Origin of the sequence: Bacillus sp. EU55 (assembly GCF_038005925.1) — a bacterium.
Classification (GTDB): domain Bacteria; phylum Bacillota; class Bacilli; order Bacillales; family Bacillaceae; genus Bacillus; species Bacillus velezensis.
Window position 1 is genome coordinate 603,032 of the sequence record NZ_JBBOUE010000001.1, and the last position, 14,469, is coordinate 617,500.

The window sequence follows — 14,469 nt, forward strand, 5'->3', positions numbered from 1 at the left end:
CGGCGGTAATAGAAAAGTCAAACCCCTTTGATGACGCGAAATTTTCTTTTCGGCTCTGACATAAATATAGAAGAAAAAATCATAGCTCCGAGCATTGTGATGTATTCCATATAAAGCGAAACTTCTGCCAAAACCAACCCCGCAATCATTAAAACAGCGCCCAATACCACCGCAAAAACCTTCGTTTTCATGATGAGTTCCCCCTATTATCTGATAATTGAATTATACTGCATCTCCATTAATGTGTACATTTTGTGAACAATTTCACCTGATGAAAGGCAATAAAGAGAGATTTGAAGAATTAGGAGAAATGACAGGCCATCTTTTTGTTTTACCGAAGAAACGAAAGGGAAAGTGAAAAATCAAAAAGGCAAAGGAGTTCTTGAAATGAAAGCGAGACTATTTTTATTCAGCATGTTTCTCCTGATCCCCGTTCTGGCGCTTGCCGGATGCAACAGCCAATCTTCAGGAGGAAGCGAAAAAGCGAAAGACAAAGAAACGCACTCTCACGAAGACATGAATCACTCAGGTTCATCCGAGGTGCCGAAAGGTTTAAAGAAGGCCGAAAATCCGACTTATAAGGTCGGCAGTGACGTCATGATTTTAGCTTCTCATATGAAAGGCATGAAAAATGCGCAAGGAACCGTAAAAGGTGCTTATGATACAACGGTTTACAGTGTATCTTACACTCCGGAAACGGGAGGAAAGCGCGTCGAAGATCATAAATGGGTCATTCAGGAAGAGCTGAAGGGCGCCGGTAATAAAACGCTAAAACCGGGTGACAAGGCCGTGATCGAGGCATCCCATATGAAAGGCATGAAGGGCGCCGAAGCCGTTATTGATTCAGCCAAAAAGACAACCGTTTATATGGTCGACTATACACCGACTGACGGCGGCCAAAAAGTAACCAATCATAAATGGGTGACAGAAGACGAGCTTGCTGCCGCAAAATAAAAAGACCGCCAAAGCCGAAGGAACTCCTTTGGCTTTTTTGCGGTCTCACATTTATGCGGATTTTCTTTTCAAAGCGGGTCTCGTTAAAGAGAATACAGCTAACGCGACAGCGATAATGACAATCAAACCTCCGCACCAGGCTGTTGCTGTGACTGAACCGGTTTGTCCGATCACGCCGCCGCCGATGGCTGACCCGAGCGCGATGCCGATCTGCAAAGCGGACGTGTTGAAGCTTTGCTGAATATCGGAAGACTCAGGTGCAATTTTGATTAAATAGCTTTGCTGCGCCGGCGCAAGGCTCCAGCTGAGCAATCCCCAGATCACCATCGCAGGCAGGAAAATGATTAAAGAAACCGTTGTCAGCGGAAGAATAAACAGGATCAGAGCGAAAGAAACGGTCACAAGCATGATGCTTTTAAATGCCCCTAAGCGGTCATACAGCCAGCCTCCGAACGGGCCGCCGCATACCGCTGACAGACCGAACAAAAAGTAGCATACACTGACCCAAACGGAACTCAAATGAAGCGTTCTTTCCAAAAAAGGCGCAAAGTAGGCATAGAGTGTGTAATGCCCCGCCAATGTAAACAAGGTGACAAGATGTGCGCTGGCAATTTTGGCGGTCCCGATCGTCTTGATCTGCTCACGAAACGGAATCATTTTTTCAGCAGGTATTTTTTCGAAAAAGACGCTGATAATCAGCATGGAAACGAGAGATAATACGCCGATTCCCAAGAACAGAACGCGCCATCCGAAGGCATTGCTGATGATAATGCCGACAGGCACGCCTAAAGCGATTGCGGAGCTGAACCCCATGAAAATGATGCCGATCGCCCGCGCTCTGTATTCAGGCGCCACGATTTTAGGAGCAATCGTTAAAGAAAGGACGACAATCAGCCCTGTGCTCATGGAAGCGAGCACCCGTGACACCATAAGTACGGCGAAATTGGGACTGAAATAAGCGACCAGATTACTTAGGAAGAAAATAAACAGTGCGATTAAATAAAGCCGCTTTCGTTCAGCCTTTGCCGTCACTGCCAAAAGCAGCGGGCCGGATACCGCGTAACCGAGCGCAAACACGCTGATCAGCTGCCCCGCGCTGACGATGGATATATCTAAGTCGGAAGCGATTTGCGGAAGAATACCGCCCACAATTAATTCAACCAATCCGACTGCGATGGTAGATGCTGCAAGCAGAAATACTTTGAAATTCATGTACAGATACTCCTTTTTTTATTTTTTAGAAAATAAAAAATCCTGATTACAAAAAGTGTACGGGACAATTTTTGTAATCAGGATTTTACGGTTCCTGGTAGACACCCTCAAACCATATCATTGAGGTTATACAATGTATGCAATATTCGGTTGTGTCCGTTTCTGCAAAAAATTCTACCATAATAGTGAGGGAGATTCCATAGAAAATTCGAGGAAATCCTTTCAATTTCAATATCGGCGCCTGTAACGTCATTGATGAAGCAGGGAAAAAAATTTATGATAACCGTAAGGAGTCTATACAGATCAAACATTATACAGCCGGAGGAAACCGATGAATAAGTACGAAAAAATCGCCAACGAAATGAGAAAGAGGATTAAAAGCAGTGTATATGACATAGATCAGCCGATCCCGGATGAAAAGACGCTCGCTGCGGAGTTCGGGTGCAGCCGGATGACAATGAAGCGGGCGCTTGATACACTTGCGGCTGAAGGGATGCTTTTCAGAAAAAGAGGGCACGGCACGTTTATCATTCAATCAGCCATGCAGGATGAGCACGTTCACGTAGTCAGCAACGAAATTCTCGGTCTGAGCAATTTGTTAAAAGGAAAAAATATCAAGAGTAAGGTCATCCGGTTTGAAGTGCAGTTTCCGTCTCAAGATGTCGCCGCACATTTGGCCATCGATGAAAAGACTCCCGTCTATTATGTAGTGAGGCTCAGAATTGTTGAAGGCGAACCGTACGTTCTTGAAAAAACGTACATGCCGGTGAGCCTTATACCCGGCATTAATGACGAGGTGCTCAACCATTCCATCTACGATCATATTACGCGGGAACTCCAGCTCAAAATCGCAGGCTCACACAGAAAAATCAGAGCGTGCAAGTCGGATGATATGGATCAGCAATATCTCGGCTGCCGGCCGGATGACCCGATACTTGAAGTCGAGCATGTAGGCTTTTTGGACAACGGCACTCCCTTTGAATATTCATTTTCCCGCCACCGTCATGACAAGTTTGTCGTGACCTCAGTCAATATAAAACGTTCATAAAAGCGCCGAAGAGTGAGAGAAAAACTCACTCTTTTTTTGTTGCCGCTGATTTACATCTTCGCTTCTTTTATGTTATATTACCCAATGATAGAATCATCCTACAAATTTCAGAGGTGTTTTGATGGAGATATCCAAAACAAGCAGACTGTCGCTCGTAGAACAAGTGGTGACGCAAATTGAATCGTTAATTCAATCGGATAAATGGCCGGTCGGGACGCGCATTCCCCCTGAGCTGGATTTAATGAAGCAATTTGATGTGAGCCGAAACACATTGCGTGAGGCCATTCGAGCGCTCGTACATGCCGGCCTGCTTCAGACAAGGCAGGGGAGCGGTACGTATGTCAGCTCATCCAGTGTTCTCGGCGCGGCATTTTACCGCCATATTAAAAAATCAAATTTGCTTGAAACATTAGAAGTCAGATACGCACTCGAAAGAGAAGCTGCGCGATTGGCGGCGGAAAGGCGTAATGACGAAGACCTGAAAGCACTGAAGGTGTGCTTGGATGAATGTGAAGCGGCCTTGCAAAATGAAGATCGAAAACGGTATGCCGAGGCTGACATTAAACTGCACAAAACCATTGTACAGGCGGCCCATAACAACATGCTTTCTGATCTATACGAGCATATGACGGAGGCGCTTTGTGCGTCAGTCCATAACCTGTTGGAAATCACCCCTGCTATACGGATCCACACCCAGCTTGCCGCCGCGATTATCGGACAGAAACCGGATCAGGCCATGGAGGCCGTCAACCAATACATCACAGTATTTAAAGATACAATACACATGGAGGATGAACATGAAAATTAAAGACGAACATCAAATTCTGCAAGCAAGTCAGCGTAAAAAACTGATATTGCTGGTCATCGGAGTCATATTGATAGGAGCCAACCTCAGAGCGCCTCTGACATCGGTCGGGCCGCTCGTTTCCTCAATTCGGGACAGCCTCGGCATGACCAATGCGGCTGCCGGCACCATTACGACAGTGCCGCTTTTGGCCTTTGCATGTCTGTCGCCGTTTGTTCCTTTATTGTCCCGGCGCTTCGGGACCGAGATTGTGTTACTGTCATCATTAATTGTCCTGACAGCCGGAACTCTGCTGCGCTCCATCGCCGGAATCGGCACTCTCTTTTTCGGAACGATCCTGTTGGGATTGTCGATCGCCGTATGCAATGTCCTGCTGCCGAGTCTCATTAAACATAAGTTTCCCGGAAATTTAGGCATCATGACCGGCGTCTACTCGGTTTCTATGAATCTGTGCGGCGCGATTGCATCCGGCATCAGCGTGCCGATCGCCTCTTCAGCGGGGTTAGGCTGGAAAGGCGCGCTCGGCTGCTGGGCTATCCTTTCTTTCATTGCGTTTGTCATGTGGATTCCGCAAATGCGAGGACGCGAACTGCCCGTCCGCACGACTGGGACAAACGGAGAGAAGAAAAGCAGTCTGCTGCGGTCTCCGCTTGCTTGGAAGGTGACGATGTTCATGGGGCTGCAATCCCTTATTTTTTACACCGTCATCGCTTGGCTGCCGGAAATTCTTCAGCAGAATGGACTCAGCTCAAGTAAGGCGGGATGGATGCTTTCATTAATGCAATTCTCAGTCCTGCCGATTACTTTTATCGTGCCGATCGCTGCCGCTAAAATGAAAAATCAGCGCGCACTCGCCGGACTGACGGCTTTATTTTTCCTTATCGGCATTGCCGGCGTTCTTTTCGGAAGCCCGGCTCTCACTCCGCTATGGGTCATTTTGATCGGAATTGCGGGAGGATGTGCGTTCAGCTTGGCGATGATGTTCTTCAGCCTGCGGACCCGGCATGTTCATGAAGCCGCGGCGCTTTCCGGCATGGCTCAGTCATTCGGATACCTGCTTGCCGCGTTCGGGCCGCTCGTATTCGGTTTGCTGCATGACATCACGCACGGCTGGACGGTTCCGTTATTCATGCTGATCGCAGTCTCCGTTCTGATTTTTATTTTCGGAGTCGGAGCGGGAAAAGCAGAACAGATCAAAACAGCATAAAAAAACAAAGGGCCCGTTTAGGGTCCTTTGTTTTTTATTTGAAAAGCTGTCTCAGGCCGTCACGCTGTCAGTTTTAAGCCGATGACACCGATGAGGATAAGCCCCAGAGACACCAATTGTGACAGATTGAATTTTTCTTTAAACCAAAGTATGCCCACGGCCGAAACGCCGATGCTTCCCATGCCGGTCCAAGCCGCATACGCGACACCTGTGGGAAGAACCTGCATCGCTCCGGAAAGGCAAAAGAATGAAAGCATAAAGCCTGTTACCATGACAATCAGCGGCCACTTTTTTTTAAAACCGTCAATATGTTTCATGGCAACGGCCGCTACAACTTCCTCCGCTCCGGCAATAAATAACAGCAGCCATGCCATTAATGTTCACCCCTTGTTTCAGTTTCTTTCGTAAAAACCTTCATTCCTAAAATGCCGGACAACAGCAAAGCCAAAAAGAATATTTGCCCGATTGAAAACGATTCGCCTAAAATGACGCCCGTTACATATGTGCCGACGGTGCCTATTCCGACAAAAACGGTATATGCGGCAGCCATTGGAATTTTTTTATAAGAGCGGATCAGCATCAGAAAGCTGACGGCAATCAGAAGGAAAATACCAATCCAATCAAAGAGCGAATCCGCATGCTTCAGGGCGGACGCCCAAACTACTTCTAACAGTCCGGCTATCAATACAAGCAGCCAATACATGATACAGTCACCTCAGTTATGAATGAATGTCAGTCATTTTTACGGCGGTCAAAAATGATCGGTCTCCGCCAATCATTTCTGCAAGCTTCTTTTGAGAAAGCTGAATATTTCTTTTTTATATACTTCGAGATCGACATCCTGTTCACAGCCGATATAAAACCGTTCAGCCGCGTTCTCGACAACGTTGATAATCGTTCTGGCCGTCCATCTGACATGAATGCCGCTGTGGACCTCACCCTGTTCAATGGCCGTATTGATCACGCCTTCCAGCCAGGAATAATAAGGCTGATAAATGGCTTCCCATTTCTCCATTGAATGATCGATGGCAAGACCGGAATAACAGAGAACGATAATATCTTTATGAAGCCGGGTGATGTGAAATGTCTCATCTACCAAAATGTCCAGCAACGTCCAAAAATCTTCAGAACCGTCCGTTTTCCCTTTTATTCTGTCCAGCGTAGTGTCGAGCAGGTTTTCTGCAATCGCGGATATCAGTGCGTTTTTAGAAGAAAAATATAAGTAAAACGTACCTTGGGCCGTTCCGGCTTTTTTGACGATTTCTGAAATGGAAGCTTTGTCTAATCCTTTTTCAGAAATGACTTCAATCGCGGCTTGCAGGATCTTTTCGTATTTTCCCGAGCTTTGTTTTGCCAATAGAGGGGTTCCTCCTTTTATGAATGACTGTCATTCATTTTATCGCATGTTCTCTTTTTTGTCATCCCTTAAAATAAAAATACCGGAAAGAAGACCATACTTCTTTCCGGTATTCGTCATTTATCACTGTCGATTATAGCCTTCGGCAGTCCCGTATATTTTGCCCAGTAATAAATACCGAGCGAACCGATGGCGATCAGAATCAGGTCAAGCGGATTGCTGATAATGCCCAATCCGTGGCCGAACGAGCCGAGATAGGAGAAAATCAGCATCATGACATAAAAGCCGACGATCCACCATGCTGATTTCAGCTGCTGGCGTATGCTGACATCATCTTTGGGAGCATATTTACTGAAACAGAGATAGATCAGAAACATGACAATTTGAGAACCGAGAAGCCAGGATACGGTGCGCCATCCGGACCAATATACAATATAAGAGGTAAAAATAAACGACAGCGGCCCGATGATGCTCATCCCTTTTAAATAAAACGGTCTGTTAATGTTCTTTGCGTTGACTCTCAGCGCTGCAGAAGAAATCGGCGCAATCGCATAAGACAGAATCAATGCGACGGAGCATACGTTGACAAGAGCGTTCCAAGAAGGGAACGGAAGCGTCCAAAAAACAGCCAGACCGAACGAAAGCCAAAGGGAGGCGCGCGGTGTCCCGGTTTCTTTATTGACTTTAGAAAAAATGCTGAATAATGTTCCGTTTCTGGCCCACGCATAGACGAGACGTGAAGTCGTATTCATAAAGATATTTCCGTTACCGCCCGGTGATAAAATCGCATCTAAAATGACCAATGTCGCCAGCCACCCCAAACCGAGCAAAACGGCGATATCTTTGAACGGAAGGGAGAATTCAGTCCCGATAGCCGGCCATCCGTGCTTCAGGGTATCCGCCGGGATCGCCCCGATAAAAGTGAGCTGCAGCACGGTGTAAATAATAGTAGAAACGATAATACAGACAATCAATGCGATCGGAATGTTCCGCTTCGGATTCTGCACTTCACTTGCGACAGCCACAATCGGATGCAGCCCAAGGTATGCAAACATGACGCCGCCTGTGGAAATCGCGGCCTGAATTCCGGTGAAACCAAAAGGCGCGAATCCGTGAACGGTCATATTGCCCGGGTGAAAATGAAAAATCAGTACCACAATTACCGTAATCGGTACGACATATTTAAAAATCGAAATAATGAAGTTTGCTTTCGCAAAGGTTTTGACACTCCAGTAATTGAGGAGGAAGAACAGGCAGAGCAGCGCAAATTGCAATATCCACCCGGCAATTGTCGGAGAATCGGAGCCTTTTACGGTCAAACCGGGAAACCAATACGCCACGTATTGGCGGACTGCCGTGACTTCTATAGAAATAAGGCTCGTGTATGCCACAATGGTGACAAAGGAAATTAAATATCCGACGAGGTGTCCGTGTGAATATACGGGATACCGGATAATTCCCCCGGTCCGCGGCAGCGCGGCGCCCAGTTCCGCATAAACCAAGCCGATCAATAAGATGATTCCCCCGCCGATCAGCCAGGAAAAAACGCCTGATGGACCCGCTTTAGAGGCGACGTTGCTGACGGCAAACAGCCATGCCGAACCGAATATGGCTCCCATGCCGATTAAAATAAGATCAAAAAGTGACATAGTTTTCTGGAAGTTTCCTTGCTTAGACATTCGCTGCCTCCTTAGAAAAGACATTGTTCTCTTTACATAATTCCCATTATCATTCAAACATACCCAGCCGGCCGGCTGGAAAATTAGGACAACTTTCGAAACGAAGTATGTACAGCAATGTGCTCACATTATAATAACGGCCGTATGGCAAGATCTCCCGGCTTATATTCCCCGTTTTAAACACATTCAAACCTCATATTCAGAAAAACAAAAAACGCCCGAAACAGGCGTTTTTTGTTACAAGTTCATATCTTTCAGTCCGGGGCTGTGCTCATTCGGAAGCTCAGGAAGTTCCGGCACGGGGAAACCTTTAGGAGGCTCGGACACACTTAATTCGCCGCCGTTTCGGCTCGGCGTCGTTCCCTGCAGAATTTCTCCGATCCGTGTCGGATCCAGTCTGAAATTAAATTGAGTATTATGATAACCCATCTCAACGAATTTCCGGCATTCCGGGTATTTTTCAATATCATAATTTGGCACGGGAAATAATTTGCCCCATTCGACACCCAGTGTTTCCAACGCTTTTGTAAATCCATTTTGATGGGCGTTGTCACGGACGATCAGAAAACCGAGTGTTTCTCTGAACGTCTGATTTGAACTCATTTCATAAATGCGCGTCTTTTGCAGCACGCCGGTTGATTCCAGCACGACATTGTCCAATAAATCGGAAATCAGATTCCCGTGGTTGTATACCCAAGACCCGTTCCATGGATTGCCGCCGGCGTCTACAGGAAGAGAACTTTGCGCTCCGATAATAAAATGGTGCGGATTGGCGTGTTTAACTGCTTCGTCAAGCGGCGCCTGATCTGCTGCCTGATTTCCGGGGCCCTCAGCGCCGCTTTCGTCGAGCAGCGCATTAATCGTATGCTGGACAAGCTCAACGTGTGCGATCTCTTCTAAAAATACACCGCGAAGCAGGTCACGGAACTGTTTTTCTTTTCCTCTGAAATTAGAGCTTTGGAAAAAGTATTGCATCATCGTCCGCATTTCTCCGTAGTGCCCGCCTAAAATTTCCTGAAGCACCTTGGCCGCGGCCGGGTCCGGCTTGTCCGGTTTAATGATATTGATCAGCTCTTCTTTGTAATAATACATAAACAGCGCCCCCTGAAAGAAGTTTTCGGTTCTTCTGTTAGTGTCTTTGCAAAGTCAGTTTTTATGTATCGGCATCAAAAAAAGGACGGGAAGCGTGTCCGTCCTTTTGTGTTAAGCCTCAACCGCTCCGCGAAGTTTCGTGTTGACAAGCCCGTTCCATCCTTGATCCATCGTACTGTGAATCTCGGAGCTTTTCCGATTGACTTTATTGATGACGGCTTCCGGCTCTTTCCATCCGCCGTGAATGAGAGTGAATTCCGTATCTCCGCTTTCCGTTTCCTTTAAGACAAAAGAAACGATCCAGCCTTCCGTATCCCACGAAAAAGAAAGGCGGTACGGCGCTTCGATATCCAGCAGCTTGCACGGAGACGGACCGAACGGAGATTCCAGCTGAAACTCACTGTCTTCTTGAGGTGTGAAATCATTCGGCATAAACCAGAGAGACAGGCCGTCCGCAGTGGAGACCGTATCCCAGACAACTTGTATCGGCGCCTTGAAAACGGCGGTATGAATAATGTCCGGTAATGGCTGATTGCTGCTGTTGTTGTTTTTGTTATCTTTGTTTTGTTTATCAGACATGATGCGTAACCACTCTTTCGCTGTTTTTACTTTTGATCATCCTACACGGGGCAGGACATTTGAAATCAAATCAAACTTATTCTATGCTTTTCCAAAGACATTCAATCAACATGAAGACCGGTTTTCAGTCAGCGTACGGGAGCTGGCGGTTCAGGACCTTCCCGAGGGTGAAGTGCTGATTAAGGTTTGCTACTCAGGGGTGAATTATAAAGACAGCTTGGCTGCCATTCCTGACGGCAAGATTGTAACGTCGTATCCTTTCGTGCCGGGAATTGATTTAGCGGGAATCGTCGTTTCCTCAGATGACGCCCGTTTCAAAGAGGGGGACAAAGTCATTGCGACAAGCTACGGCATAGGTGTTTCCCGCTTTGGCGGTTATAGCGGGATGGCCCGCATTCCGGCTGATTGGATCGTGCCGCTGCCTGAAGGTCTGACACTTAAAGAAGCCATGACGATCGGAACCGCCGGCTTCACTGCCGCATTGTCCGTACGGCGTCTTGAAGAAAACCATGCCGCTCCTGAAAAAGGGAAGGTGCTGGTGACAGGAGCGACAGGCGGCGTCGGAAGCTTTGCTGTCTCCATTCTTTCAACCTTAGGTTACGAGGTCGAGGCCAGTACGGGAAAAGAAGACGAAAGCGGCTATTTGAAGAGCCTCGGAGCAAAGACGGTCATTCACCGTGACGAAGTGTATAACGGCACGTTAAAACCAATGCAAAAACAAAAATGGGCAGCGGCCGTCGATCCGGTCGGAGGTGAGCCGCTTGCTTCAGTTCTCAGTCAGATTCAGTACGGCGGATCAGTTGCTGTAAGCGGACTGACAGCGGGAACGAAACTCCCGGCTACAGTCTTCCCGTTTATATTGCGCGGCGTCAGTCTCTTGGGAATTGATTCCGTATTCTGTCCGATGGAGACAAGAAAGAAAACATGGCAGCGTTTAGCTGATGACTTCAAGCCTGCAGATCTGGAGGCCTTTATTCAAAAGGAAATTACACTTGAAGAGCTGCCGGATACGCTTCCTGCCCTTTTAAAAGGAGAAGCGAGAGGGAGAACGATCGTTACGATAAACGAAGAATAAAACAAAAACCCCCAACTGCTGATTGGGGGTTTTCAATATATAATCAATTATTTATTGAAAAGAGATTAACTATTGAGTATATCGTGAAAATAAGTTGATTAAAAATATAAATTGATTACATATAGGTAATATAAAGGTAAGTTATAAAATTTTCTGAAATATTTATTGACTGAAAGCGCTTTTAAAATTATGATAATAACATAAGCGCCAATAATATCATTATAACTTCACTACAAAGTAACTATAAAATAACAATTTGACGAGAGGGGAGAGCGAATAATCACTATAAATGATAACGCTTTCAGATCATTTTCTTCTTATATAACTGTTTTGGACGGTCAGAACTTGTATGCAGACGTTATGGGTGTAAATATTGATAACTGAATATTCCGATATTATCTCTGTGTAAAAACTAGGAGGATTTGAAGATGAATAAAAATAGCAGCCAGCATTCATTTTTAAGAACCATCATTTTGGTATCGACATTCGGGGGACTTCTTTTCGGCTACGATACAGGTGTAATTAATGGGGCGCTGCCGTTTATGGCGGAAGCTGACCAGCTTAATCTTACGGCTTTGACTGAAGGGATGGTGGCGAGCTCCCTGCTCTTGGGGGCTGCGATCGGAGCAGTTTTCGGAGGGAGATTGTCGGACTATAACGGCAGACGTAAAAATATCCTTATCCTTGCCGTTTTGTTCTTTGCAGCGACGCTTGGATGTACACTGGCGCCTAACGTATCGGTTATGATCATCTCCCGTTTTCTGCTGGGGCTTGCCGTCGGGGGAGCATCCGTAACCGTTCCGGCATATTTGGCTGAAATGTCGCCGGCGGAAAGCCGAGGGAGAATGGTTACCCAAAATGAATTGATGATTGTAACGGGCCAGCTGCTTGCCTTCACGTGTAATGCTATCATCGGCAATGTGCTTGGTGATACCTCTCACGCCTGGCGTTATATGCTCGTTATCGCGGCCCTTCCGGCGGTACTCTTGTTTTTCGGTATGCTGAAAGTTCCTGAAAGTCCGCGCTGGCTGGTTTCTAAAGGAAGAAAAGAAGATGCTCTGCGCGTTCTCCGGCGAATAAGGAATGAAGAGAAAGCGAAGTCTGAGCTCGCTGAGATTGAATCTGCCTTTCATAAGGAAGCTGAGATGGAGCAGGCCGCCTTTAAGGATCTTGCCGTTCCGTGGGTGCGCCGCATTGTGTTTATCGGGATCGGAATTGCGGTAGTGCAGCAGCTCACCGGCGTGAATTCAATTATGTATTATGGAACTCAAATTTTAAAAGATGCCGGTTTCGAGACAAAAGCCGCATTAATCGGCAATATCGCTAACGGTGTGATTTCGGTGCTCGCGACTTTTGTAGGAATATGGCTTCTCGGCAAAGTCGGCCGCCGCCCGATGCTGATGACGGGGCTGATCGGAACGACTGCGGTGCTGCTTTTGATCGGAGTTCTGTCTGTCGTGCTGAAAGGATCGCCTGCTCTTCCTTATGTGGTTCTTTCATTAACAGTCACTTTCCTTGCGTTTCAGCAGGGGGCTGTCTCTCCGGTGACCTGGCTGATGCTGTCGGAGATATTCCCGCTTCGGTTGCGGGGACTTGGTATGGGGGTCACTGTCTTCTGCCTCTGGATCGTGAACTTCCTTGTGGGTTTCACTTTTCCGGTCCTGCTCGCAAACATCGGATTGTCTGCAACCTTCTTCATTTTTGTCTTGTTAGGGATAGCGTCCGTTATATTTGTGAAAAGGTTCCTTCCGGAAACGAAAGGTCTGTCGCTCGAACAGCTTGAACAAAACTTCCGTGCTTATGAAAAAACAGATGTTAATAGCGCAGAAGCTGAGGTGAGCGGGTAATCTGAATAGACGCGGGGTTCCTAGGAATCCTGCTTTTTTATTTATTATATAGAAGGGAATAATAAGTGAGAAAAAAGTTTCGTAAAAGTGTTGACCTAATTTAAAGTGCATGGTATATTATTAAACGTCGCTGATGAACAAAGCGATAACGACAAATGAGAAAATGATCTTTTAAAAAAAGACTTTACAAATTCTCGAAAGCGTGTATAATAAATGAGGTCGAGAAAAAGACTTCGAAAAGAAATAAAAAAACACTTGACATCATAACTGATTGGTAGTATGATAGTTAAGTCGCCTGATAAGCGCCCGTAGCTCAATTGGATAGAGCGTTTGACTACGGATCAAAAGGTTAGGGGTTCGACTCCTCTCGGGCGCGCCAATTCAAACGCGGGTGTAGTTTAGTGGTAAAACCTCAGCCTTCCAAGCTGATGTCGTGAGTTCGATTCTCATCACCCGCTCCATTATAATGATCTTTGAAAACTAAACAAGACAAAACGTACCTGTTAATTCAAAGTTTTAAATAAATCGCACAGCAATGTGCGTAGTCAGTCAAACTAAGGTCTGCATGATGCAGATCACACAGACGTTACTGCGGGATGCAGTGAATGTAGTCTGTGATCCGTTTATCGGAGAGTTTGATCCTGGCTCAGGACGAACGCTGGCGGCGTGCCTAATACATGCAAGTCGAGCGGACAGATGGGAGCTTGCTCCCTGATGTTAGCGGCGGACGGGTGAGTAACACGTGGGTAACCTGCCTGTAAGACTGGGATAACTCCGGGAAACCGGGGCTAATACCGGATGGTTGTTTGAACCGCATGGTTCAGACATAAAAGGTGGCTTCGGCTACCACTTACAGATGGACCCGCGGCGCATTAGCTAGTTGGTGAGGTAACGGCTCACCAAGGCGACGATGCGTAGCCGACCTGAGAGGGTGATCGGCCACACTGGGACTGAGACACGGCCCAGACTCCTACGGGAGGCAGCAGTAGGGAATCTTCCGCAATGGACGAAAGTCTGACGGAGCAACGCCGCGTGAGTGATGAAGGTTTTCGGATCGTAAAGCTCTGTTGTTAGGGAAGAACAAGTGCCGTTCAAATAGGGCGGCACCTTGACGGTACCTAACCAGAAAGCCACGGCTAACTACGTGCCAGCAGCCGCGGTAATACGTAGGTGGCAAGCGTTGTCCGGAATTATTGGGCGTAAAGGGCTCGCAGGCGGTTTCTTAAGTCTGATGTGAAAGCCCCCGGCTCAACCGGGGAGGGTCATTGGAAACTGGGGAACTTGAGTGCAGAAGAGGAGAGTGGAATTCCACGTGTAGCGGTGAAATGCGTAGAGATGTGGAGGAACACCAGTGGCGAAGGCGACTCTCTGGTCTGTAACTGACGCTGAGGAGCGAAAGCGTGGGGAGCGAACAGGATTAGATACCCTGGTAGTCCACGCCGTAAACGATGAGTGCTAAGTGTTAGGGGGTTTCCGCCCCTTAGTGCTGCAGCTAACGCATTAAGCACTCCGCCTGGGGAGTACGGTCGCAAGACTGAAACTCAAAGGAATTGACGGGGGCCCGCACAAGCGGTGGAGCATGTGGTTTAATTCGAAGCAACGCGAAGAACCTTA

The 14,469-nt window shown here is 47.1% G+C and carries 14 protein-coding genes, 2 tRNA genes, 1 rRNA gene and 1 riboswitch (1 of these 18 running past the window's edge); of the genes, 9 read left to right on the plus strand and 8 right to left on the minus strand.

The genetic code is table 11. The annotated features are described in order from the left end of the window. Nucleotides 1–17: 17 nt before the first annotated feature. Nucleotides 18–191 carry a hypothetical protein gene (locus tag NYE50_RS03150; protein WP_007409301.1) on the minus strand — a complete coding sequence of 58 codons (174 nt, stop codon included), beginning with the start codon at nt 189–191 and terminating at the stop codon, nt 18–20. A gap of 196 nt (nt 192–387) precedes the next feature. On the opposite strand from NYE50_RS03150, the gene NYE50_RS03155 reads away from it, so the two are divergent. Beyond that, nucleotides 388–954, plus strand: a complete 567-nt coding sequence (locus NYE50_RS03155; RefSeq protein ID WP_014417056.1) for a YdhK family protein — start codon at nt 388–390, stop codon at nt 952–954. A gap of 51 nt (nt 955–1,005) precedes the next feature. On the opposite strand, the gene NYE50_RS03160 is transcribed toward NYE50_RS03155, so the two are convergent. Beyond that, nucleotides 1,006–2,166, minus strand: coding sequence for an MFS transporter (locus NYE50_RS03160; RefSeq protein ID WP_007409299.1), 1,161 nt, complete (start codon nt 2,164–2,166; stop codon nt 1,006–1,008). A 54-nt stretch (nt 2,167–2,220) separates the two neighbouring features. Then, nucleotides 2,221–2,320: riboswitch (purine riboswitch) on the minus strand. Nucleotides 2,321–2,497: 177 nt separating this feature from the next. Here NYE50_RS03160 and NYE50_RS03165 point away from each other — a divergent pair. The 3 genes from NYE50_RS03165 (at nt 2,498) to NYE50_RS03175 (ending at nt 5,226) form a co-directional block, all read left to right on the plus strand. Next, on the plus strand, nt 2,498–3,214 hold the full coding sequence (locus tag NYE50_RS03165; RefSeq protein ID WP_159353844.1) for a GntR family transcriptional regulator: 717 nt from the start codon (nt 2,498–2,500) through the stop codon (nt 3,212–3,214). 121 nt (nt 3,215–3,335) lie between these two features. Continuing rightward, entirely contained in the window at nt 3,336–4,022 is a 687-nt protein-coding gene (locus NYE50_RS03170) for a FadR/GntR family transcriptional regulator (RefSeq protein WP_031378597.1), read from the plus strand. Further along, a complete protein-coding gene (locus NYE50_RS03175; protein WP_012116961.1) occupies nt 4,012–5,226 on the plus strand; it encodes a CynX/NimT family MFS transporter in 1,215 nt (404 codons plus the stop codon). The genes NYE50_RS03170 and NYE50_RS03175 overlap by 11 nt, the downstream gene beginning before the upstream one ends. 59 nt (nt 5,227–5,285) lie before the next feature. Here the strand turns inward: NYE50_RS03175 and NYE50_RS03180 are convergent, their stop codons facing one another. The 6 genes from NYE50_RS03180 to NYE50_RS03205 form a co-directional block, all read right to left on the minus strand. Next, complete coding sequence (locus NYE50_RS03180; RefSeq protein ID WP_003156024.1) at nt 5,286–5,600, minus strand: DMT family transporter; 315 nt, start codon at nt 5,598–5,600, stop codon at nt 5,286–5,288. Continuing rightward, nucleotides 5,600–5,929 carry a DMT family transporter gene (locus NYE50_RS03185; RefSeq protein WP_003156023.1) on the minus strand — a complete coding sequence of 110 codons (330 nt, stop codon included), beginning with the start codon at nt 5,927–5,929 and terminating at the stop codon, nt 5,600–5,602. The genes NYE50_RS03180 and NYE50_RS03185 overlap by 1 nt, the downstream gene beginning before the upstream one ends. Nucleotides 5,930–6,001: 72 nt before the next feature. Next, nucleotides 6,002–6,583, minus strand: coding sequence for a TetR family transcriptional regulator (locus NYE50_RS03190; protein WP_007409294.1), 582 nt, complete (start codon nt 6,581–6,583; stop codon nt 6,002–6,004). Between the two features lie 116 nt (nt 6,584–6,699). Next, on the minus strand, nt 6,700–8,262 hold the full coding sequence (locus NYE50_RS03195; RefSeq protein WP_159353845.1) for an APC family permease: 1,563 nt from the start codon (nt 8,260–8,262) through the stop codon (nt 6,700–6,702). Between the two features lie 237 nt (nt 8,263–8,499). Beyond that, nucleotides 8,500–9,354, minus strand: a complete 855-nt coding sequence (locus tag NYE50_RS03200) for a manganese catalase family protein (RefSeq protein WP_172868986.1) — start codon at nt 9,352–9,354, stop codon at nt 8,500–8,502. 111 nt (nt 9,355–9,465) lie between these two features. Next, nucleotides 9,466–9,933, minus strand: coding sequence for an SRPBCC family protein (locus NYE50_RS03205; protein ID WP_020955414.1), 468 nt, complete (start codon nt 9,931–9,933; stop codon nt 9,466–9,468). On the opposite strand from NYE50_RS03205, the gene NYE50_RS03210 reads away from it, so the two are divergent. From NYE50_RS03210 to NYE50_RS03230, 5 genes are all read left to right on the plus strand, one after another. After that, nucleotides 9,932–11,008 carry an NADPH:quinone oxidoreductase family protein gene (locus tag NYE50_RS03210; protein ID WP_236563916.1) on the plus strand — a complete coding sequence of 359 codons (1,077 nt, stop codon included), beginning with the start codon at nt 9,932–9,934 and terminating at the stop codon, nt 11,006–11,008. The genes NYE50_RS03205 and NYE50_RS03210 overlap by 2 nt on opposite strands. A 428-nt stretch (nt 11,009–11,436) precedes the next feature. After that, on the plus strand, nt 11,437–12,855 hold the full coding sequence (locus NYE50_RS03215; RefSeq protein WP_224988682.1) for a sugar porter family MFS transporter: 1,419 nt from the start codon (nt 11,437–11,439) through the stop codon (nt 12,853–12,855). Between the two features lie 302 nt (nt 12,856–13,157). Continuing rightward, nucleotides 13,158–13,234 (plus strand) — tRNA-Arg (locus NYE50_RS03220). An 8-nt stretch (nt 13,235–13,242) separates the two neighbouring features. After that, a tRNA-Gly gene (locus NYE50_RS03225) sits at nt 13,243–13,316 on the plus strand. A 162-nt stretch (nt 13,317–13,478) separates the two neighbouring features. Continuing rightward, nucleotides 13,479–14,469 (plus strand): 16S ribosomal RNA (locus tag NYE50_RS03230); it runs 559 nt beyond the window's last position.